Origin of the sequence: Marichromatium purpuratum 984 (assembly GCF_000224005.2) — a bacterium.
GTDB lineage: Bacteria > Pseudomonadota > Gammaproteobacteria > Chromatiales > Chromatiaceae > Marichromatium > Marichromatium purpuratum.
Window position 1 is genome coordinate 3,277,516 of record NZ_CP007031.1, and the last position, 19,765, is coordinate 3,297,280.

Below are 19,765 nucleotides of genomic sequence, written 5' to 3' on the forward strand. Positions count from 1 at the left end.
TCCGGTGGCGCGGCTAGCAGGTACGCATCGCCGAGACGGCGAACAACAGGGTGCGTACCAGGATGATGGCGTCGAGCAGCAGCGAGCGGTTCTCGACATAGAACAGGTCGTAGGAGATGTTCTCGTGGATCTGCTTGTCGCGGTCGCCGCTGATCTGCCAGACCCCGGTGATCCCCGGCTTCACCCGCAACCGCTCGCGATGGATCTCCTCGTACTCCTGCTCGACGATGAAGGGCATCTCGGGGCGCGGGCCGACCAGGCTCATGCTGCCCTCGAGCACGTTGAGCAGCTGCGGCAGCTCGTCGAGACTGGTGCGCCGCAGGAAGCGTCCGGCGCGGGTGATCCGCGGGTCGTCCGAGACGGTCGGCGAATAGGCGAACCTGGGGCTGTCGAGGTGCATGGTGCGGAACTTGTACATCGGGAAGCGCGCGCCGTCCTTGCCCACCCGCTCCTGCACGAAGAGCACCGGCCCGGGCGAGTCGCGACGGATCCACAGCGCGATCGCGATCATCAGCGGCGCGAGCAGCAACAGCGCCGCCCCCGCCAGCGTCAGGTCGAGCAGGCGCTTGCTGATCTGCTCGGCGGGCCGGGGGCGGATCGCGCCCAGGGTCACCATGGGGATGCCGTTGATGTCCATGAACTGGATCTGCTTGGCGAAGTAGCCGCTGAGATAGGGCATGAAGCAGATCCGCACCGCCAGTCCCTCGGTCAGGCGCATCAGCTGCTGGAGGTGACACTCGCCGGCGCTGCGGATCGGGGTGCTGATCAGCACCAGCGTGACCTGCTCGCGCTCGATGAAGGCGCGCAGCGCGTCGGCCTCGGCGATCAGCGCCGGCGCCTCGGGCCCGGCGGCGGCCTCTCCGGCGAGCGCCAGGGCGCGACGGTCCTCGTCATAGAAGCCCGAGACCCAGTAGCCGAGTTCGGGGGCCTCGCGGATGTGCTTGTAGAGCATCCGCCCGGCCTCGCCGGCGCCGACGATCAGCACCCGGCTGACGTTGAAGCGCCGCGAGTAGAGCGACTGCTGCAGCCGATAGACCAGGGCGCGCGCGCCCAGCAGGGTGACCAGCAACCAGCCCATGGCGTGAAGCAGCGCGAGCCGCGCCGCCTGCTCGCCGGTGTAGAAGGCGAAGGCGGTGAGCACCAGGGCGAGGATCACCACCGCGCGGATGATCTTGCGGATCTCCACCAGCCGCATCATGCTCGGCTCGTAGCGATAGAGCCCGACGCGCTCGAACACCAGGGCGCCGAGCAGCATCCCGACCAGCCCCAACGCGACGCCGTCGACCGGCCCGCCCCCGCCGATGCGGTGCGAGAGACAGCCCAACCACAGGCTGAGCGCGAGACAGCCGAGGTCGGTGAGCACCAGCGCGAGCACGAACCAGCGCACCCGCTGGCCGCCGACCCGCGCACCGAGGAAGAGGTTGAGACGCTCAAGCGCGTGCTGGATCATCGTCGGGTTCGTCGATCTCGGCGGCGGCGGGCGCGCTCGCGGGGGCGAGGCGACACAGGAGTCCGCGCAGCTGATAGGTGCCGAAGGCCGGGTCGTAGGGCGGCGCGTCGGAGGTCAACAGATTGGCGTTGGCGCGCCACGCCCCGGCGAGCGCGCTCGGCGCCTCCGGGAACCACCAGCCGTGGTCGATGCTCACCACCTCGGGGTTGATCTCGGGGGTGATCTCGGCGCGCATGCGGATGCGACCGCGCGGCGTGGCGATCGCGATCCAGTCGCCGTCGGCGATGCCCTCGGCGCGCGCCACCTCGGGGTGGAGCTGGGCGCGCGGGTCGGGCGCGCGGCGACGCAGCCCGGCGACCTGGCGGTGCTCGCTGTTGAAGAACTCGCGCCGGCGACTGCCGGTGATCAGCACATAGGGATAGTCGCGCGCCAGGTCGGGACGGCTACGCGGGCTCTCGGGCGGTTCGACATGGCTCGGCAGCGGGTCGTAGCCGAGTCGCTCGAGCGCCTTGCTGTAGAGCTCGATGCGCCGCGACGGGGTGCGGAAGCCGCGTGTCTCGTACTTGCGGTAGCGATGCGGCAGCCGCAGCACGCCCTGGCGACGCAGCTGATCGAGACCGACCCCGGTCGGCTCGAGCTGATGGGCCATCACCGCCTCGAAGGGACGCTCGCTGTCGGGCAGGCCGAGCCGCCGCGAGAGCTGGTCGATGATCCACTCGTCCGGTCGGCACTCGCCGCGCCGGGTCAGCGCCGGTTGGTGGTAGACCAGGTTGCCGGTGGCCAGCGGATAGCCGATCACCTGCTCGACCTCGGGCCAGAAGGCCGCCGGCAGCACGAAGTCGGCCAGCTCCGCCGTCGGTGTCATGAACAGCTCGCTCACCACCAGCAGATCGAGGCACTCGAGGCTGCGGCGCACCGCGCGGGCGTTGGCCACGGTCGCCAGCGCGTTGTTGCCGAACACCAGCAGCCCCTTGACCGGATAGGGCTCGCCGGTGCGCATCGCGGCGAACAGCGTGGGGATGTGCGCCGAGGGCATGTAGGCGCGCCAGCCACCGAGCAGCTTGAAGCGCTCGGCGCCGAGCCGCTTGCGCGCCTGCTCGCGCGGCAGTTGCTCGGCCAGGGTCGGATAGGCGCGCATCCGCTGCATCGACAGCAGCTCGCCGCCGGGCACATCGATGCTGCCGACCAGGGCGCGCAGACAGGCCAGCGCACGCACCGTCTGCAGGGCGTTGACGTTCTGCTCGATCCCCACGCCCCACTCCAGCACCGCCGGGCGGAGCGCAGCATAGCGACGCGCCGCCTCGACGATCAGCTCGGGGGCGACCCCGGTGATCGGTGCCGCCCAGGCCGGGGTACAGTCGGCGACATGGGCGGCCAGTGCGTCGAAGCCCTGGGTCCAGCGCGCGACGAACTCGGCGTCGTAGCGCCGCTCGGCGATGATCACCTGGATCATCGCCAGCGCCAGCGCTGCGTCGGTACCCGGGCGCAGCCCCAGCCACAGCTCGCAGCGACGCGCCGTCTCGTGCCGACGCGGGTCGACGGCGATGCCGACCGCACCGCGATCGAGGGCGCGACGGATGGCGATGCCGATCTTGCCGTCGGGGTTGGAGACCAGCGGGTTGCTCCCCCAGAAGAGGATGCAGGCCGGCGGGGTGTCGCCGTAGTAGTCGCCGGTGACATAGCCGCCGTAGGTGAGGTTGCTCACCGTCACCCGCGGGATGAAGCACTGCGCCAGCCCCGGCTCGTACCAGTTGGGGGTGCCCAGGGCGTTGGCGAAGCGCACCACGTGCATGTAGTGATGACGCCCGGTGCCCTGCCCCAGGGCGATCGCCTCGGGGCCGAGGCGATCGCGGATCGCGGCGACGCGCTCGGCGATCTCGTCGAGCGCCGCCTCCCAGCTCACCCGCTCCCAGCCGCCGGCCTTGCCCGGGCGGCGGCGCCGCGGCCACTCCAGTCGGTCGGGGTGGTTGGCGATCTCCGGGGTGCGCAGCCCCTTGACGCACATCCAGCCCTGGTTCATCGGGGAGTCGCGATCGCCGACGACCTTGACCACGCGCCCGTCCTCGACGGTCACCAGTGCACCGCAGCCGCCGTGACAGATCCGGCAGACACTGCGCTGGGTGCGTCTCATCGATCAGCCCCCACGCCCGCGCCGAGACGCCCCAGCAGGCTCCCGACGACGGCGCCGCCGCCGAGCGCGGCGGCGCGTACCAGCAGCAGTGCCGGCGCGGCCAGCGCCAGCCGGCGATCGCGCCGCCAGGCGGCGGCGAGGAAGGGCGCGGCGCTGAGCAAGAAGGCGGCGAGCGTCGCACCACCGAGCGCCAGCGCCGCCCTCGGCCACCAGGGCGCGAGCGCCAGTGCCGGGGCGAGCGCGAGGGTGGCGAGGATCTGCAGCTTGAGCGTCTGCGGGGTATAGCTGTCGGCGAGCATCTTGCCGGGGTGGCGCTTGTAGACCACCATCCGCCAGTAGCCGCGCGAGAACTTCAGCCGCGCATAGCGCCAGACCGAATCGGGGTGACCGAGATGGCTGACCACCGCGTCGGGGGCGAACACCATGCGCATGCCACGCGCGGCCATCCGGTAGGAGAGTTCGGTGTCCTCGTTGTCGGCCTTGGGGAAGCGCGGATCGAAGCCGCCGAGCGCGACGAAGACCGCACGCCGATAACCGGCGGAATAGGTGTCGACCATGTCGATGCGCGCGCGTCGGCGCAGCCGCGCGAAGCGTTGCTCGAACTCGAGCTGGACGAAGCGCGCCACCAGTTGCGGCTGATCGCTGCGATAGGCCCCCTTGACCGCCATCACCTCGGGGTCGGCGAAGGGTGCGCGCATCCGCTCGATCCAGTCCGGCGCCGGCACGCAGTCGCTGTCGGTGAACAGCAGCAGCTCGCCGCGGGCCAGCCGCGCGCCGTGGTTGCGCGCCGCCGCCGGACCGGCATTGGCCTGATAGACGTAGCGCAGCGGATAGCGCCGGGCGATCTCGGCGGTGCGATCGCGCGAACCGTCGTCGACCAGGATCACCTCGTAGTCATCGGCGGCGGTGTGCTGGGCGAGGAGTGCGTCGAGACAACGCCCGAGGGTCGCCTCGGCCTGATAGGCCGGGACCACCACCGAGATCCGCGGCGCGGCCTCAGCCATGGCCGGCCTCGATGTCCGAGCCGCGCAGCAGATGGCGCAAGAAGGTGCGCCCGGCGCGCCAGGTGCGGCGGAACTCCTCGCGATCGCGCGCCACCAGCCCGAGCCGCCGCCACAGATAGCGCGGACGCAGATAGAAACGCCGCCGCGCCTGGTCGCAGAAGGCGACCAACGCCTCGGCGTCGAGCACCGCGCTGCGCACCACGGTGTTGTGCAGCCCGGCGGGGGTGAGCCAGCGCGAGAAGTCCTCGGTCACCAGCATCCCCTCGCGCGCGTACCAGTCGTAGGCGGCGGTCCCCGGATAGACCATGATCGGGTAGAACTGAGCGGTGTCCGGGGCCAGCTCGATGGCCAGCTCCAGGGTCCGGCGCATGGTCTCCGGGGTCTCGCCCGGCAGCCCGACCATGAAGCAGCCGTGGACGATCAGCCCGAGCGCGCGGGCCTCGCGCATGAAGGCGCGCGACTGCGCCAGGGTGATACGCTTGCGCACGCGATCGAGCAGCGCCTGGTCACCGCTCTCGAAGCCGACGCAGAGGTTGCGACAGCCGGCGCGACGCATCAGCCGCAGGGTCTCAGGCTCGACATCGACGCGCACGTTGGCCGACCACGGCAGGTCGAAGCCGCGACGGATCATCTCCTCGCAGATCTCGGCGCAGCGGGCACGGTCGGCGGGAAAGGTATCGTCCTCGAAGAACACCGAGCGCGCCTCGGGGAAAGCTCTGCGGATGTACTCCAGCTCGTCGACCACATGACCCGCCGAGCGCCGTCGCAGCCGGTGCCCGGTGATGGTCTGCGGATAGACGCAGAAGGTGCAGTGATTGGGACAGCCGCGACTGGTGCTGATGGTCACCATCGGGTGGATGGCGTTGGGGTTGAAGTAGTCGCGGATGTCGAGGAAGCGACGATAGATCGGGCTGATCGGCGGCAGCCGGTCGAGGTCATCGAGTACCGCGCGCGCGGCGCCGAGACGCGGCCTGTCGCCGTCACGGTAACAGAGCCCGGCGACCGTGGAGACCGGCTCGTCGCGCGCGAGCGCCGCGGCCAGGTCGCGCACCCCGAGGTCGTACTCGCCGAGCACCACCAGATCGACCGCCGGCTCATCGCGCAGACACGCCTGCGCTCGCGCCGAGGCATGGGTGCCGACCAGCGCGACACAGGTCCCCGGCAGACGCTCGCGGGCGCGGGCGCAGAAGGCCAGGTCGCTGGCGATGCTCGGGGTGCTGGTCTCGACCACCAGCAGCCGGGGGGCGAAGTGCGCCAGGCGCGCCAGCACCGCCTCGATGTCGGCGCCGCTGGCCGGAGCGTCGATGAGGTCGATCTCGTGGCCCGATTCGGCGCAGAGCGCGGCGGCGGCGGCGAGCCACATCGGGAAATAGAGGGTGCCGCTCTTGGTCACCGCCGGCGAGCGCTGGGTACGCGAGAACCGCGCCAGATAGGGCGGATTGACGAAGGCGATCTTGAGCACGGGCGCAGTCTGCCGCACGGCGGCCCCCTATCGGATCAGGACGAGACGGCTCCCCGGCAACCATCCCTGATATCTAGGGGATTCGTATACAGCTTGGCCACTATAGCACAGCAAGATACACGGCATTGCCGGGCGCCAGACTTGTCAAGCGCCCCAATGACCGAGATCAGTGAGCTTGTGTACACCGAAGACACAGACACCGGACACGAAAGGAAAACCACAGCAACCATGGACACCGACCCCGAGATCGACATCGCCGGCTGGTTCGACGGCGCCCTCGCCCGCCCCTCGCCCAACTGCGACGAACGCCCACCGGCGACCACCATCGACCTGCTGGTGATCCACAACATCAGCCTGCCGCCGGGCGAGTTCGGCGGGGAGTGGATCGACGCCCTGTTCCGCAATCGACTCGACCCCGACGCCCACCCCTATTTCGCTGCCATCGCCGAACTACGCGTCTCCGCCCACCTACTGATCCGGCGCGACGGCGCCCTGGTGCAGTACGTGCCCTGCGAGCGCCGCGCCTGGCACGCCGGACGCTCGCGCTTCGGCGAGCGCGAGGCGTGCAACGACTTCTCCATCGGGATCGAACTCGAGGGCACCGACACCCAGCCCTTCACCGCAGCTCAGTACCACCAGCTCGGACGTTGTGCACGGGCGCTGCGGCGGCGCTATCCGGGGATCACCCCCGAGCGTGTCGTCGGGCATGCCGACATCGCCCCAGGGCGCAAGACCGACCCCGGCCCGGCCTTCGACTGGAGCCGGTTGCGACGCGCGCTCTGAGCTGCGCGCCGCGCCAGCACGCGCGAGCGCCGCGCGCCGAACGAGCGTGGCCGCGGCTGCATCCACACACGATAGCGGGCGACGGTCGCGCGCCAACCACTGCAGGGGATCTCGCCCTGCTCGATGCCACCGAGCAGGTGCTCGTACTCGAGCACCGCGCCGCCACGCCAGCGCGGACGCCCGCCGAGACGCGCGGCCAGCGCGCGCATGCCGACATTGGCCGCCAGCACCTCGCAACGCAGACGCTGGATACCCACGGCGCGGGCGTGACCGATGAGCGCCTGCAGGAGCGCGGTACCGACGCCACGACGCTGTGCCGCGTCGATCACCTCGACGGCCAGCTCCCCGCTGTCGGCGCCGGGCGCGGTGCGGATACAGCGCGCCACCCCCAGCGGTTCACCCGGCATCCCGCGTTCATCGAGACGGATGGCGCCGATGGCAAGATGGTGATGCCCGTCGATGGCGGCGAGCACCGCGAGATCGCGCTCGTTGAGTTCGCGCTTGACGCCGCAGAAGCGCAGCCGCCGCGAGCCCGGCGACAGCCCGGCGAAACAGGCGAGCAGGAAGTCGCGATCCTCCGGGCCGAGCGCGCGCAGCAAACAGCGACTGCCGTCGCGCAGCCGCACCAAGTGGGGACCAGGCCCCCGGTCGGACAGTTCGCGGGCCTCCATGACTCCACACCTCCATCGCAAGGATCGGCAGGGACCGCCCGGGGTGGGCGGGAGATAGCCCCGGGCATCGCGGCGGGGCGGGCGAGACGGGGCGGCGTGGGCGACAATCGTTTCGATCGCCGCAACCGAGCTACACCGTATCCATTAGATGCTTGCGGGATGATGGCGGTTCAATGGCGCGCGGAGATGGCGGCGAGGGTCAGTCGCGTCGCGGGTCCTGGAAGGTGCCGCCGTTCCAGCCGAAGAGATGGCGCGGCGGCGAGCGGAAATCGATGTAGACCCGCCGCTCAGGGACGCCGAGCAGCGTCTCGCAGAGCGCGCAGAGTGTGCGCGTATAGCCTGGGGTCTCGGACTCGGGCAGGCCAAGGCTGAGCAGTTCGAGCAACGCCGCCGGCTCGGCGCTGCCGCCGAAGCTCAGCGCACGGCCGTCATCGAGCAGGACCATCACATAGGACTCGGGCTTGCCGAGCAGCTCGGCCACCGCAGCCGAGAGCCGGGCGAGCAGCTCGGCGCGACGCTCGGGGGCGACGGTGACATTGGTGTGCAGTTGCAATGTGGGCATGGCGCGTCTCCTCCGGTCAGGACCTCGCCCCATGATAGGCCAGGAGCGCCGGATCAACCGACCCGCGCCAGCGCCACCGCCGGACGCCCCTCCTCGTCGCCGAGCGACTCGGCACAGGCATCGGTCCAGCGCAGCAACTCGAACCGACCGTCGTGATGCTCGACCAGCGCGGTACAACTCTCCACCCAGTCGCCGCAGTTGCAATAGGCCACGCCGGCGATGTCGCGCATCTCGGCATGATGGATATGGCCACAGATCATGCCGTCGAGCGCCCGTCGCGCGGCCTCCTCGGCCACCACCCGCTCGAAGTCGCCGATATAGTTGACCGCGTTCTTGACCTTGCGCTTGAGATAACCGGCCAGCGACCAGTAGCGCAACCCCAGCATCCGCTGCAATCGACTGAGCTGGGCGTTGAGCGCGAGCAGTCGGTCGTAGGCGTGCGAACCCAGGCGCGAGAGCCAGCGCGCGTGCTCGATCACGCCGTCGAAGCGATCGCCGTGCAGCACCAGGAAACGGCGCCCGTCGGCGGTGGTGTGGACCACCTCGTCGCGTACTGCCACCCGCCCGAAGTCGAGCCCGAGATGGGCGCGCAGCACCTCGTCGTGGTTGCCCGGTACATAGATCACCTCGGTGCCGGCGCGCGCCTTGTCGAGGATCGCGGCGACCACTCGGTTGTGGGTCTCCGGCCAGTAGAGCCCGCCGCGCAGCGCCCACAGATCGACGATGTCGCCGACCAGATAGAGCTGCCGACACTCGGTGGTGGCGAGGAAGTCGAGCAGGAACTCGGCCTGACACCCCTTGAAGCCCAGATGGACATCGGAGATGAAGATGCTGCGATATTTCAGAGGGGACATGCGGGTGATCTCGGTCATCGCGTCGCCTGCCTGGATGAGCGTGGCGCACAGGATCACCGAACTCTGTTGCCGCGGCGTTGATGGGCGGTGAAGATGCGGTGAAGGGGCGGTGACCGATGTGGGAACCGGCACGATCGCGCCCGGTCCGACGGGGAGAGAACGACCCATTCGAGGTGGACCATGGACCGACCCCGCAGCCCGCCCTACGCCTCGAGTACCCTCGAGCCGCGCCAGACCGCACATTGGCGGATATGCCGATGAGCGATGACCTCTTCCTGCAGATGGGCCTGATCCTCGGCGTCGCCGCCGTGACCGGTGCGCTCGTCCGCGCACTACGCCAACCGCTGATCGTCGCCTTCATCGCCGTCGGCATCCTGCTCGGACCGGCAGGCTTCGGGCTGGTCGCGCACAGCAGCGAGATCGAGCTGTTCGCGCGACTCGGCATCGCGTTGCTGCTGTTCGTCGTCGGGCTCAAGCTCGACCTGCACATCATCCGCACCGTCGGCCCGGTGGCGCTGGCCTCCGGGCTCGGGCAGGTGCTGTTCACCTCGGCGGTGGGCTACGTCATCGCCCGACTCCTCGGGCTGGAGCCGGTGGCCGCGCTCTACGTGGCAGTGGCGCTGACCTTCTCGAGCACCATCATCATCGTCAAGCTGCTCTCGGACAAACGCGAGGTCGATGCCCTGCACGGGCGCATCGCCGTCGGCTTCCTCATCGTCCAGGACATCGTGGTGGTGCTGGTGATGATCGCGCTGACCGCCGTCGGCCAGGCCGAGGGCGATGTCCACCCGGTGCGCGAGGCGCTGGCCATCCTGCTCAAGGGGGCGGCAATGCTGGCCACCGTGGCGCTGCTGATGCGCTATGTGCTGCCCTGGCTGCTGCATCGGCTGGCGCGCTCGACCGAACTGCTGATGCTGTTTGCCATCGCCTGGGCAGTACTCGGCGCACTCGCCGGCGACGCCCTCGGCTTCAGCCGCGAGGTCGGCGCCTTCCTCGCCGGGGTGTCGATCGCCTCGACCCGCTATCGCGAGCAGATCGCTGCGCGGCTGGTGACGCTGCGCGACTTCCTGCTGCTGTTCTTCTTTATCGAGCTGGGCGCGACACTCGAACTCGGACTGATCGGTGGCCAGCTCGGCGCGGCGGCGGTGCTGTCGCTGTTCGTGCTGATCGGCAATCCGCTGATCGTGATGGCGATCATGGGCTATATGGGCTATCGCCGACGCACCGGTTTCCTCGCCGGGCTGACGGTGGCGCAAATCAGCGAATTCTCGCTGATCCTCGCCGCACTCGGCCTGAGCCTCGGCCATCTCGCCCCCGAGACCCTGGGACTGATCACCCTGGTCGGGCTGATCACCATCAGCGCCTCGACCTACCTGATCCTCTACTCACATCCGCTCTACGAACGGCTCGCCCCCTACCTCGTCCGCTTCGAGCGCCGGGTGCCGCATCGCGAGATCGAGCAGGAGCCGGAAGAGACCGACGAGCCCGAGATCCTGCTGTTCGGGCTCGGGCGTTTCGGCGCGGTCATGGCCGACGGGCTGCGCGAGCGTGGTCGCCGGGTGCTCGCCGTCGACTTCGACCCCGACGTGGTACGTCGCCAGGCCCGCGCCGGCTACCACGTCCACTACGGCGACATCGAGGACCCCGAGCTGATCGCCACGCTGGCGTTGCGCCGCGCACACTGGGTGGTGAGCACGGTGCGCGATCGCGCGATCAACCGCTTGCTGCTCCAGGGGCTGCGCCAGCAGGGCTATGGTGGCCGGGTCGCGCTCTCGGCCACCTGCGAGGCCGACGCGCAATGGTTCGCACAGCAGGGGGCAGATCTGGTATTCATTCCCTATGCCGACGCCGCGCGCAGCGCGGCGCAGCGACTGAGTGAGGATTGCGCGCCGGGACGACCTGCGGGCGGAGCTGCCGAGGGCATGTGATGAAACGATTCAAGAACATCCTCTATGTCATCGCCAATGGTGTCGGGCCGGAGCATGCGTTGGCGCGCGCGCTGACGCTCACGCACAACAACCAGGCCCGACTCACCGTGCTCGTGGTGCTAACCGCGCCGCCGGCGAACGAGCCCGTGCAGGAGACGATCGCGCGCATCGAACGCGCGTTGAAGGTTCGCCTCGCGGCCCACCACGACTGCTGCGCGCTGCGCATCGAGGTGCGGGTCGGCGCCCTCGCGCGCGAGGCGCTGCGCGAGATCGAGCAGCGTGGTCACGACCTGGTGATCAACCCCGCCCAGCCGCCGGAGCGGCTCGAGCGCTTCCTCGGCGGCGACGACCGCCAGCTGCTGCGCAACAGCCCCTGCCCGGTCTGGCTGATGCAGCCACGCGAGCGCGACAACTACGACAACATTCTGCTCGCGCTCGACTACGATCCGGCGCAGCCCGACTCGATCGACACCCCGCTCAACCGCCGACTGCTCACCCTCGCCGGCTCGCTGGCACTTTCGGATTTCGCCGCGCTCCATCTGGTGCATGTCTGGGATACCCCGGCGGAGCTGCTGTTCCGTGTCTGGTCCGATGCCCCCGACAACTCCCCGCGCGACTATGTCGAGAGCGAGCGCATCCGTCACCGCCGCGGGCTCGAGACGCTCAACATGGTGTTGCGCGAACTCCTCGGCGCCGAGGCCCACGACTATCTCGCCCCCCGTCTGCACCTGCCCCGCGGACTGGCCACCGAACAGGTCCGCCTGCTCGCCGGTCAGCTCGACGCCGACCTGGTGGTGATGGGCACCGCCGCACGACGCGGCCTCACCGGCCTGCTGATCGGTAACACCGTCGAGGCCATCCTCGACCAGCCCCCCTGCTCGGTGCTGGCGGTGCGGCCCTAGAGGGAGCTTCCAGCCACCAGCTCCCAGCCTCCAGTCGTCAGCCGCCAGCTTCCAGCCTGCCGTCTCCAGCCAACGGCGCCAAGCCTTCCCCACTGGAGGCTGACGGCTGGTAGCTAGAGGCCGGCGGCTGGCCGCAAACACCTTGCCAACCGAACATCCCCTTCGCGCCCTTTGGGCCTTTGCGGTTCAATCCCCCTGACGACTGACAACTGACGACTGGAAGCTGGAGGCCGGCGACTGGCGACCAACGACTGAAGGCTGGAAGCTGGAGGCTGGTAGCTGGCGACTGACGACTGAACCGAAGCCGCCCTCCGCCCCTCCCCTTGATCCCGCTCGACGTTCTATACTGGCGGATTACCCGGGACGCGGCCGTCGGACCTACCATGGCGCCGCGCGCCACCGGTATCCGCCACCGGGGAGGGCGAGGCGCTCGCCCGGCCCCTGCAAACACCCCTTCACGATTCTGGAGCAAGACGATGGCGCAAAGCGCAGTCAAGAAAGTCGTTCTGGCCTATTCGGGCGGACTCGACACCTCGGTGATCCTCAAGTGGCTGCAGGAGGAGTACGGCTGCGAGGTCGTGACCTTCACCGCCGACATCGGCCAGGGCGAGGAACTCGAACCGGCGCGCGCCAAGGCCGAGGCCGCAGGCGTGAAGGAGATCTATATCGACGACCTGCGCGAGGAGTTCGTGCGCGACTTCGTCTACCCGATGTTCCGCGCCAACGCCGTCTACGAGGGCGAGTACCTGCTCGGCACCTCGATCGCGCGGCCGCTGATCGCCAAGCGCCTGATCGAGATCGCTGCCGAGACCGGCGCCGACGCCATCTCCCACGGCGCCACCGGCAAGGGCAACGACCAGGTCCGCTTTGAACTCGGCGCCTACGCGCTCAACCCCGAGATCAAGATCATCGCCCCCTGGCGCGAGTGGGACCTGCTCTCGCGCGAGAAGCTGATGGCCTACGCCGCCAAGCACGGCATCGGCGTCGAGCAGAAGCGCGAGGGCAACAAGTCGCCCTACTCGATGGACGCCAACCTGCTGCACATCTCCTACGAGGGCTACGACCTCGAGGATCCCTGGACCCAGCCCGGCGATGCGATGTGGCGCTGGAGCGTCTCGCCCGAGCAGGCCCCCGACCAGGCCACCGAGATCGAGCTGACCTTCGAGCGCGGCGACATCACCGCCATCGACGGCAAGGCGATGAGCCCGGCCGAGGTGCTCGCCGAACTCAACCGCATCGGCGGGGCCAACGGCATCGGGCGCGCCGACATCGTCGAGAACCGCTATGTCGGCATGAAGTCGCGCGGCTGCTACGAGACCCCCGGCGGCACCATCATGCTCAAGGCGCACCGCGCCATCGAGTCGCTCACCCTCGACCGCGAGGCCGCGCACCTCAAGGACGAGCTGATGCCGCGCTATGCCAGCCTGGTCTACAACGGCTACTGGTTCGCCCCCGAGCGGCGCATGCTGCAGGCGGCGATCGACGAGAGCCAGCAGGTGGTCAACGGCGTGGTCCGTCTCAAGCTCTACAAAGGCAACGTCAGCGTGCTCGGCCGTCGCTCCGAGACCAACAGCCTGTTCGACGAGTCGATCGCGACCTTCGAGGAGGACGCCGGCGCCTACGACCAGACCGACGCCACCGGCTTCATCCGCCTCAACTCGCTGCGCCTGCGCGTGGCCGGCCGCAAGCGCGGCTGATCCCCCACCCGGCCCCCCGGGCCGGGCCACCGTCGCCGCGTCCTGCGGCGACGGTCTCCAGAGACTTGAACCGCCAAGACGCAAAGAGCGCGAAGAACAGAAAAGCCTCCAGTGAGGAGCGGTGCCTGCCTCGTCACGCTCCAGTTGATTGCAAGCGGAGACTGAAGGCTGCCGGCTGTCAGCTAGTCACTGGCAACTTGAACCTCTTCGCGTTCTTTGCGGCTTTGCGGTTCGATCCCCTACGGTTGACGCCGCTCAGTGCATAGGCTGAGCAAAGCGTCGCGTGCCCAGCGAAAGGCGCGACCAGCGACCAGCGACCAGCGACCAGCGACCAGCGACCAGCGACCAGCGACCAGAAGATTGAACCGCCAAGGCGCGAAGGACGCAAAGCAAGCGGACGGTCTGCAGATCCGCAGACCGGGCAAGGCGCAGTCTCCCCGACTGGAGGCTGGAAGCTGATCGCTGGAAGCTGGTTCGAACCGCCAGCCTCCAGTGAGGGGGCAGGGTTATCTCGTCGCGTCGTGGTTGACCGCATACCGACACTGGAGGCTGTTTGCTGGAGGCTGGTCGCTTTCTTCGTGTCCTTTGGGTCTTTGCGGTTCAATCCCCTGGCGGCTGGCGGCTGGCGGCTGGCGGCTGGCGGCTGGCGGCTGGCGGCTTCGCGGTTCAATCCCCTACGGTTGACGCCCTCAGTCCGGGACGATCCGCAACAACGCGCCGTCGGGCGCATCGGTGAGGACGTAGAGATGGCCGTCGGGGCCCTCGCGAACGTCGCGCACTCGAGTGCCAATGGTCAACCGTTCCTCGCCCATCACCACGCCGTTCTCCAGGTCGATACGCCGCACCTCGCCGAACTTGAGCGCGCCGCTGAACAGGTCGCCGCGCCAGGCCGGGAAGTACCGTCCGCTGTAGTAGGCGAGGCCGCTCGGCGCCTTGGAGGGGGTCCATTCGAGCAGCGGTGCGGTGACGTCGGCACGTTGGTGGACGTTGGAGATCGCCGGCCCCCAGTACTCGTGGCTGGTGGTGACCTCGGGCCAGCCGTAGTTGGCACCGGGGGTGATGCGATTGAGTTCGTCGCCGCCGCGCGCGCCGTGCTCGTTGGCCCACACCCGTCCGCTCGCCGGATCGCGCGCGAGTCCCTGGATGTTGCGATGGCCGAGGCTGTGGATGGCCGCGCGCGCGCCGCCGGCGGCGTACCAGGGGTTGTCGGGGTGGGGGCTGCCGTCGGCGCGCAGCCGCAGGATCTTACCGAAGTGGCTGTCGAGACGCTGCGCCTGCTCGCGGATCAGTCCGTCGGCGAAGCGAATCGGCGGGTTGCCGCCGTCACCGATGCTGAGCAGCAGGCTGTCGTCGTCGAGCCAGAGGATGCGCGAGCCGAAGTGCTGGGTGTCGCGCTTGCGGCCGGGGTTGGCGTAGAGACGCTCGAGATCGCGCAGCGCGCCGTCGACCAGTCGCGCACGCGCCAGCGCGGTGCGATTGGCGCGGGCCGTACCCTCGGCATAGCTGAGATAGACCAGCCGGTTGCGGGCGAAGTCGGGGTGTGGGGCGACGTCGAGCAAACCGCCCTGCCCCTCGGCGAGCACCTCGGGCACGCCCTCGATCGGCGTCGGGTCGAGCCGGCCGTCGGTCGCGAGCCGACGCAGCCGGCCCGGTCGCTCGCTGATCAGCGCCGTGCCGTCGGGCAGCCAGGCGATCGCCCAGGGGTGTTCGAGCCCGCGCGTCACCACCTCGGCGCGCCAGCCCTGCGCCTCGGGTGGCGCGGCCTCGACAGCGAGGGCGCCGAGCAGCGCGCACAGCGCCACTGTCCAGCGACACATCAGGCCTCCATCCATGTGCCCCACTCCCGCGGGTCGCGCCCGCTCCCGGGTGTCAGTCGCGCGCCGTCGCCGCCGTCTCTGCCGGCACCTCGCCGCGCGCCTGCAGTTGCTCGAAGGGGTCGGGACCGTCACGGTGCGCGCCGGCCTCCTCCACCTGCTTGAGATAGTCCTGCCACAGCGGCTGCCAGGCACGACCAAGGCGATGGAGATAGCCCCAGTCGTAGAGCCCGGAGTCGTGGCCGTCGTCATAGCGGATCTTGAGCGCATAGGCGCCGATCTGCTCGATCGCGGTGATGTTCACCCGCTCCTTGCCGAGCTGCAGCTTGGCGCTCGTCGGGGAGTGACCGCGCACCTCAGCCGAGGGCGAGTAGACCCGCAGGTACTCGCACGGCAGCCGGAAGCGCGAGCCGTCGTCGAAGACCAGCTCCAGCACCCGCGAGCGCTGGTGCAGGCGAATCTCGGTAGGCAGGGGGTGGGTGTCGTCCATGGAGACCTCCGCGATCAGTGCTCGGCGCCGAGCGCACGGGCGCGGGCCTGGCGCTCGGCGAGCGCCTCGGCATCCTCGGTCGGGGCGTCGAGCCCAGGCCAGCCGGCGCAGTGACGCAGGATCAGCTCGGTGAGCAGGTCGAGGTGTGCCGGTGCGTCGTTGAGACAGGGGATGTAACCATAGTGCTCGCCGCCGGCCTCGAGGAAGTACTCGCGGTTCTCCTCGTCGATCTCCTCGATGGTCTCCAGACAGTCGGCGGAGAACCCGGGCGAGAGCACATGGACCGACTTCACCCCGGACGCGCCCCATTGCTTGAGGGTGGTCTCGGTATAGGGCTGAAGCCACTCGCTCGAACCGAGACGCGACTGGAAGGACATGCCCCAACGATCCTCAGCCAGCCCCAGCGACTCGATCACCAGCCGCGCGGTCTTGCGACACAGACAGTGATAGGGATCGCCCTTGTCGAAGTAGTCCTTGGGGATGCCGTGGAAGGAGAACAGCAGCCGCTCGGGCTCGCCGTGCTCGGCCCAGTGAGCGCGGATACTGGCGACCAGGGCGTCGATATAGGCCGGATCGTCGTGATACTGGTTAATGAAGCGCAGCTCCGGCAGCCAGCGCCAGCGCCGCAGCTCGGCGGTGACGGCGTCGAAGGCCGAGCCGGTGGTGGTGGCCGAGTACTGCGGATAGAGCGGGAACACCAGGATGCGTCGGGCATTGGCCGCGCGCAGCTCGGCCAGCGCCGAGGCCACCGAGGGGTTGCCGTAGCGCATCCCCAGCGCGACCTTGACCGGCCCCCCGAGGCGCGCGCTCAGCCGCTCGGCGACGCCGTCGCGCTGCCGCCGCGAGATCGCCAACAGCGGCGAGCCGTCCTCGGTCCACACCGACTCATAGGCGCGCGCCGAGCGCGCCGGCCGGGTGCGCAGGATGACGCCGTGGAGCAGCGGCAGCCACAGCGCACGCGACATCTCCACCACCCGGGGGTCGGAGAGGAACTCGGCGAGATAGCGGCGCACGTCCGGCACGCTGGTGCTGTCGGGCGTGCCCAGGTTGATCAGCAGCACCCCGAGCGACTCGGGGACGTCATGACGGTAAGCGGGGGTATCGACGAACTTCATCAAGGGGTCTCGGACTGGGCCTGTTCGGAAAGGAGTCGGTAGAGTGCCTGGAAACGCTCGGGATCTGGGGCGCCGAACAGCGGGTCCTCGGCCGAGGGCGCCTCGGCCGCCACCGCCTCCCAGTCGGCCTCGTCGAGCACCTTGAGGGCGATCGGGAAGGCCTCGCGATCCTCGAGCGAGAGGTGCGCGCGCATGGTCGCGACCAGCTCGCGGCCATTGGCCTCGACGTCCTCGCGCAACAGCACCTCCTCGTTGAGGATGCCGTCGAGCGACTGACGGAAGCGCTTGTTGATCTGGCTGAGGCTCGCGTGCTGACGCATCAGCACGTCGAACACCTCGTGCTGCCCGGCGCCCTTGGCGAGGGCACGACGGAAGATGATGTCCTCGGTCGGGTGATGGACGCTGTCGGCATAGCCGTCCATGTACTCGAGCATCTCGCTCATCAGGTCGTAGTCGGGCTCCTCGCCCGCGTGGAAGCGGTCGAGCAGGGTCTCGAACAGGTCGAGCAGCTTGACGAGACGGGCGTGGTCCTGGCCCAGTCGGGTCATCACCGGGTGCATAGGCCTTTCTCCTAGTCGGTGGCAATCGTCTCAATCGATCCAGTATGCCATCATCCCCAGCCGTGCCAAGGCACGCGCGATCCGCGTCCGGCGTCTCGTCCAGCATCAGACGAGCGGCATCGGCCGGGGTTCCCGGCGCGGCGGTCAATGATCGCGGGCGCGACGCAGCAATGGGGCCAGCAACTGCCAGACCGGCCCTTCGCGCCAGCCCTCACGACCACACACATAGTCGAGCGCGTGCAGGTTCTGCAGCGTCCAGCCCATGCGCCGACTCGCCCACTCGCGACCGCAGCAGAGCAGCCGATCACCGCTCTCGAGTTCGGTCTCCGGCCCCGGGAGCAACCATCGGGCACCGTCACGCGCCAGCAGCAGGGGAATCACCGGCAGGCATTGCGCACGTGCCCGTGGGTCGCGAAACAGGACCTCCAGGGTCGGCGGCTCACCGCGCGCGATCGCCTCACACACGGCACGGGCGCGCTCGGGCTCGAGGGCGATCTCCCAGACATGTGGCGCACAGTCTCCGACCACCCCCAGCACCCGACTCACCAACTCGCAGGCCCAGGGCTCGTCCTCGAGTCGCGCCAGAGTGGTGAAGTCGGAGAGCAGCGGGTTGACCAACCGGATACCGATACGATTGGCGACGATCAGGCTGGGGTGCATGATCGCATGGGCACCGACCCGACCGAACAGCTGATGGTTGTGGTGCTGGTTCTCGCGCGCGATCACGAATAGCCCGCGATTGAGCATCAACGCGGTCATCACGATCGAGAGGTTGTCGGCGTCGTGATCGGTGCCCGCCACCAACCCCACGGCGCGACGGATCCCGGCCTGCTCCAGGGTCACCGCCTCGGTGCCGCGCCCCTGCACCACACCCTCCTCGGGGATGCCGGTCTGGTGCGGCAGCGCCTCGATCACCTGCACCTCGAGCCCCTGCGCCTTGAGATGCTTGTACATCGCCTTGCCGAAGCGACCATAGCCGCAGATCACCCAGCGCCCTCGGCTCGGCGGGAACAGCGGCTCCTTGAGCCGCTCGCCACCAAAGCTCGAGAACCAGTCGAGCAACAGAGTCAGACAGGGCGCCTGAATGGCCGTGGCCACGTCATTGGCAAAGGTGTCGAAAGGGTCGTAGATGTGGTCGGTGCCGAAAGAGGCCATGTTGGCCTCGATCTCGTGCGAATCGGCACGACAGATCACCTTCACCTCGGGGTGCATCAGCTTGGCGGCGATGGCGATCTTGAGGTTGGTCTCGTTGACGTTGGTCAGCGCCACCACCCCCTGACACAGCGGATGTATGAGTCCGGCCGCCTCGAGGTGCGCCGGACTGCGCGCGTCGGCGCAGAGCGCGGGGACGTATTCGCGCTGATTCTCGAGCTGGAGCAGATTGATGCGCTCGGCGTCGATGTCGATCACCACCGCGTGCAGGTGCCGATCGGTTAGCCCCCGCACCAGGGCGCTCCCGGTCTGACCATAGCCGCAGACCAGATAGAAGGGGGTGCGCAACCCACGGACCTGGATACGGAACCGCAGCTCGCGGATCGCGCGTTGGAAGGTCGCGTCCTGCAGCAGCGCGATCAGGGTGCCGACGGCATAGATCCACACCGCCACGGTCGCGAACACACACCCCGAGACCCAGATCCGTTGGGCATCGGTGAAGGTGTTCGGCAGCTCGCCGAAACCGATGGTGGTCGACATGTAGCTGACGAAATAGAAGGCATGGAACAGGCTCATCGTCGCCGGGGCGCCGCCGGCATCCCGCGCCGGGATCAACGCCAGCCCCGCCATCGCCACCGCATAGACCAGGATCAGCGACAGCAAGGGCGCGCGCATGCGCCGGAAGACGAGGAAGACGATGATATGCATCGTGTCGGCCCTCGATTCGCAACGGAGGCGCCGCTCAGCGGCGCAGCATCACCGTCTCGATCAGCAACAGCACCACCGAGACCACGTTGGCGATCATCGCCCCGCCGGCGAGCGAGACGATACTGGACATCGCCGAGGGGGTCATGCCGTCCTCGCCGACGTGTACCACCACCGTCCACACCAGCGCCGCGGCGATGAGCTGCAGGATCGCCACCAGGCTGGTGGCGAGCAGCACGGCGCCGAGCTGGGTGCGATCGCCGAACTTGAGCACGGTGGCGACGAGGTTGACCACGATCACCGCGAACAGCTCCCAGGCGTGATGATGGTTGGGGTTGTCGATCTCGCCGACGAAGAACCCGAAGTTCAGCGTCAGGGCGAGCACGATGAAGAAGCTGAAGACGACCTTTTCGGGGTTCATCCGTCTCTCCGCAACAAGGGGCCCGAGCGGGCACGAACACGATGGCGGCCAGATTGCCGGCGCA

The 19,765-nt window shown here is 69.0% G+C and carries 17 protein-coding genes; 4 read left to right on the forward strand and 13 right to left on the reverse strand.

Translation table 11 applies throughout. The features are described from left to right. Positions 1-13: 13 nt before the first annotated feature. From MARPU_RS14220 to MARPU_RS14235, 4 genes are read right to left on the reverse strand one after another with little or no spacing between them, the layout of a single operon-like run. A complete protein-coding gene (locus MARPU_RS14220) occupies positions 14-1,450 on the reverse strand; it encodes a sugar transferase (protein ID WP_005224084.1) in 1,437 nt (478 codons plus the stop codon). After that, positions 1,431-3,581, reverse strand: coding sequence for a molybdopterin-containing oxidoreductase family protein (locus tag MARPU_RS14225; protein WP_005224083.1), 2,151 nt, complete (start codon positions 3,579-3,581; stop codon positions 1,431-1,433). The genes MARPU_RS14220 and MARPU_RS14225 overlap by 20 nt, the downstream gene beginning before the upstream one ends. After that, positions 3,578-4,585 carry a glycosyltransferase gene (locus MARPU_RS14230; protein WP_005224082.1) on the reverse strand — a complete coding sequence of 336 codons (1,008 nt, stop codon included), beginning with the start codon at positions 4,583-4,585 and terminating at the stop codon, positions 3,578-3,580. Before MARPU_RS14230 ends, MARPU_RS14225 begins: the two co-directional genes overlap by 4 nt. Further along, positions 4,578-6,065 carry a B12-binding domain-containing radical SAM protein gene (locus MARPU_RS14235; RefSeq protein ID WP_005224081.1) on the reverse strand — a complete coding sequence of 496 codons (1,488 nt, stop codon included), beginning with the start codon at positions 6,063-6,065 and terminating at the stop codon, positions 4,578-4,580. Before MARPU_RS14235 ends, MARPU_RS14230 begins: the two co-directional genes overlap by 8 nt. Before the next feature lie 210 nt (positions 6,066-6,275). Here MARPU_RS14235 and ampD point away from each other — a divergent pair, with 210 nt between their 5' ends. Then, on the forward strand, positions 6,276-6,830 hold the full coding sequence (ampD, locus tag MARPU_RS14240; RefSeq protein ID WP_005224080.1) for a 1,6-anhydro-N-acetylmuramyl-L-alanine amidase AmpD: 555 nt from the start codon (positions 6,276-6,278) through the stop codon (positions 6,828-6,830). Here the strand turns inward: ampD and MARPU_RS16835 are convergent. The 3 genes from MARPU_RS16835 to MARPU_RS14255 all read right to left on the reverse strand — a co-directional run bounded on the left by MARPU_RS16835 (position 6,719) and on the right by MARPU_RS14255 (position 8,935). Next, complete coding sequence (locus MARPU_RS16835) at positions 6,719-7,501, reverse strand: GNAT family N-acetyltransferase (protein ID WP_005224079.1); 783 nt, start codon at positions 7,499-7,501, stop codon at positions 6,719-6,721. The genes ampD and MARPU_RS16835 overlap by 112 nt on opposite strands. Positions 7,502-7,700: 199 nt before the next feature. Beyond that, positions 7,701-8,063: a phenylpyruvate tautomerase MIF-related protein gene (locus tag MARPU_RS14250; RefSeq protein ID WP_005224078.1), complete on the reverse strand. Its 363-nt coding sequence runs from the start codon at positions 8,061-8,063 to the stop codon at positions 7,701-7,703. A 53-nt stretch (positions 8,064-8,116) separates the two neighbouring features. Further along, the gene (locus MARPU_RS14255) at positions 8,117-8,935 is read right to left on the reverse strand and encodes a UDP-2,3-diacylglucosamine diphosphatase (protein WP_005224077.1); all 819 of its coding nucleotides are present in this window, start codon (positions 8,933-8,935) and stop codon (positions 8,117-8,119) included. Between the two features lie 239 nt (positions 8,936-9,174). On the opposite strand from MARPU_RS14255, the gene MARPU_RS14260 reads away from it, so the two are divergent. From MARPU_RS14260 to MARPU_RS14270, 3 genes are all read left to right on the forward strand, one after another. Further along, the gene (locus MARPU_RS14260) at positions 9,175-10,845 is read left to right on the forward strand and encodes a cation:proton antiporter (protein ID WP_005224076.1); all 1,671 of its coding nucleotides are present in this window, start codon (positions 9,175-9,177) and stop codon (positions 10,843-10,845) included. Then, positions 10,845-11,747: a universal stress protein gene (locus MARPU_RS14265; RefSeq protein ID WP_005224075.1), complete on the forward strand. Its 903-nt coding sequence runs from the start codon at positions 10,845-10,847 to the stop codon at positions 11,745-11,747. The genes MARPU_RS14260 and MARPU_RS14265 overlap by 1 nt, the downstream gene beginning before the upstream one ends. A 476-nt stretch (positions 11,748-12,223) precedes the next feature. Next, the gene (locus tag MARPU_RS14270) at positions 12,224-13,444 is read left to right on the forward strand and encodes an argininosuccinate synthase (RefSeq protein ID WP_005224074.1); all 1,221 of its coding nucleotides are present in this window, start codon (positions 12,224-12,226) and stop codon (positions 13,442-13,444) included. Positions 13,445-14,133: 689 nt separating this feature from the next. On the opposite strand, the gene MARPU_RS14275 is transcribed toward MARPU_RS14270, so the two are convergent. The 6 genes from MARPU_RS14275 to MARPU_RS14300 form a co-directional block, all read right to left on the reverse strand. Beyond that, on the reverse strand, positions 14,134-15,261 hold the full coding sequence (locus tag MARPU_RS14275) for a PQQ-dependent sugar dehydrogenase (protein ID WP_005224073.1): 1,128 nt from the start codon (positions 15,259-15,261) through the stop codon (positions 14,134-14,136). Between the two features lie 52 nt (positions 15,262-15,313). Continuing rightward, positions 15,314-15,748, reverse strand: a complete 435-nt coding sequence (locus tag MARPU_RS14280) for a gamma-butyrobetaine hydroxylase-like domain-containing protein (RefSeq protein WP_005224072.1) — start codon at positions 15,746-15,748, stop codon at positions 15,314-15,316. Between the two features lie 14 nt (positions 15,749-15,762). Next, positions 15,763-16,863, reverse strand: a complete 1,101-nt coding sequence (gene hemH / locus MARPU_RS14285) for a ferrochelatase (protein ID WP_005224071.1) — start codon at positions 16,861-16,863, stop codon at positions 15,763-15,765. Then, the gene (locus MARPU_RS14290) at positions 16,863-17,423 is read right to left on the reverse strand and encodes a hemerythrin domain-containing protein (protein ID WP_005224070.1); all 561 of its coding nucleotides are present in this window, start codon (positions 17,421-17,423) and stop codon (positions 16,863-16,865) included. Before MARPU_RS14290 ends, hemH begins: the two co-directional genes overlap by 1 nt. A 144-nt stretch (positions 17,424-17,567) precedes the next feature. Beyond that, positions 17,568-19,283, reverse strand: a complete 1,716-nt coding sequence (locus tag MARPU_RS14295; protein WP_005224069.1) for a potassium channel family protein — start codon at positions 19,281-19,283, stop codon at positions 17,568-17,570. A gap of 34 nt (positions 19,284-19,317) precedes the next feature. Further along, positions 19,318-19,701: a DUF6394 family protein gene (locus MARPU_RS14300; RefSeq protein ID WP_005224068.1), complete on the reverse strand. Its 384-nt coding sequence runs from the start codon at positions 19,699-19,701 to the stop codon at positions 19,318-19,320. Positions 19,702-19,765 lie beyond the last annotated feature (64 nt).

Excerpts from the sequence above, each read along its gene's own strand:
- MARPU_RS14295 (WP_005224069.1), bottom strand. The coding sequence starts at position 19,283 with ATGCATATCATCGTCTTCCTCGTCTTCCGGCGCATGCGCGCGCCCTTG.
- MARPU_RS14265 (WP_005224075.1), top strand. The coding sequence starts at position 10,845 with ATGAAACGATTCAAGAACATCCTCTATGTCATCGCCAATGGTGTCGGG.
- MARPU_RS14270 (WP_005224074.1), top strand. The coding sequence starts at position 12,224 with ATGGCGCAAAGCGCAGTCAAGAAAGTCGTTCTGGCCTATTCGGGCGGA.
- MARPU_RS14275 (WP_005224073.1), bottom strand. The coding sequence starts at position 15,261 with ATGTGTCGCTGGACAGTGGCGCTGTGCGCGCTGCTCGGCGCCCTCGCT.
- ampD (WP_005224080.1), top strand. The coding sequence starts at position 6,276 with ATGGACACCGACCCCGAGATCGACATCGCCGGCTGGTTCGACGGCGCC.
- MARPU_RS14220 (WP_005224084.1), bottom strand. The coding sequence starts at position 1,450 with ATGATCCAGCACGCGCTTGAGCGTCTCAACCTCTTCCTCGGTGCGCGG.
- MARPU_RS16835 (WP_005224079.1), bottom strand. The coding sequence starts at position 7,501 with ATGGAGGCCCGCGAACTGTCCGACCGGGGGCCTGGTCCCCACTTGGTG.
- hemH (WP_005224071.1), bottom strand. The coding sequence starts at position 16,863 with ATGAAGTTCGTCGATACCCCCGCTTACCGTCATGACGTCCCCGAGTCG.
- MARPU_RS14300 (WP_005224068.1), bottom strand. The coding sequence starts at position 19,701 with ATGAACCCCGAAAAGGTCGTCTTCAGCTTCTTCATCGTGCTCGCCCTG.
- MARPU_RS14280 (WP_005224072.1), bottom strand. The coding sequence starts at position 15,748 with ATGGACGACACCCACCCCCTGCCTACCGAGATTCGCCTGCACCAGCGC.
- MARPU_RS14255 (WP_005224077.1), bottom strand. The coding sequence starts at position 8,935 with ATGACCGAGATCACCCGCATGTCCCCTCTGAAATATCGCAGCATCTTC.
- MARPU_RS14230 (WP_005224082.1), bottom strand. The coding sequence starts at position 4,585 with ATGGCTGAGGCCGCGCCGCGGATCTCGGTGGTGGTCCCGGCCTATCAG.
- MARPU_RS14250 (WP_005224078.1), bottom strand. The coding sequence starts at position 8,063 with ATGCCCACATTGCAACTGCACACCAATGTCACCGTCGCCCCCGAGCGT.
- MARPU_RS14260 (WP_005224076.1), top strand. The coding sequence starts at position 9,175 with ATGAGCGATGACCTCTTCCTGCAGATGGGCCTGATCCTCGGCGTCGCC.
- MARPU_RS14290 (WP_005224070.1), bottom strand. The coding sequence starts at position 17,423 with ATGCACCCGGTGATGACCCGACTGGGCCAGGACCACGCCCGTCTCGTC.
- MARPU_RS14225 (WP_005224083.1), bottom strand. The coding sequence starts at position 3,581 with ATGAGACGCACCCAGCGCAGTGTCTGCCGGATCTGTCACGGCGGCTGC.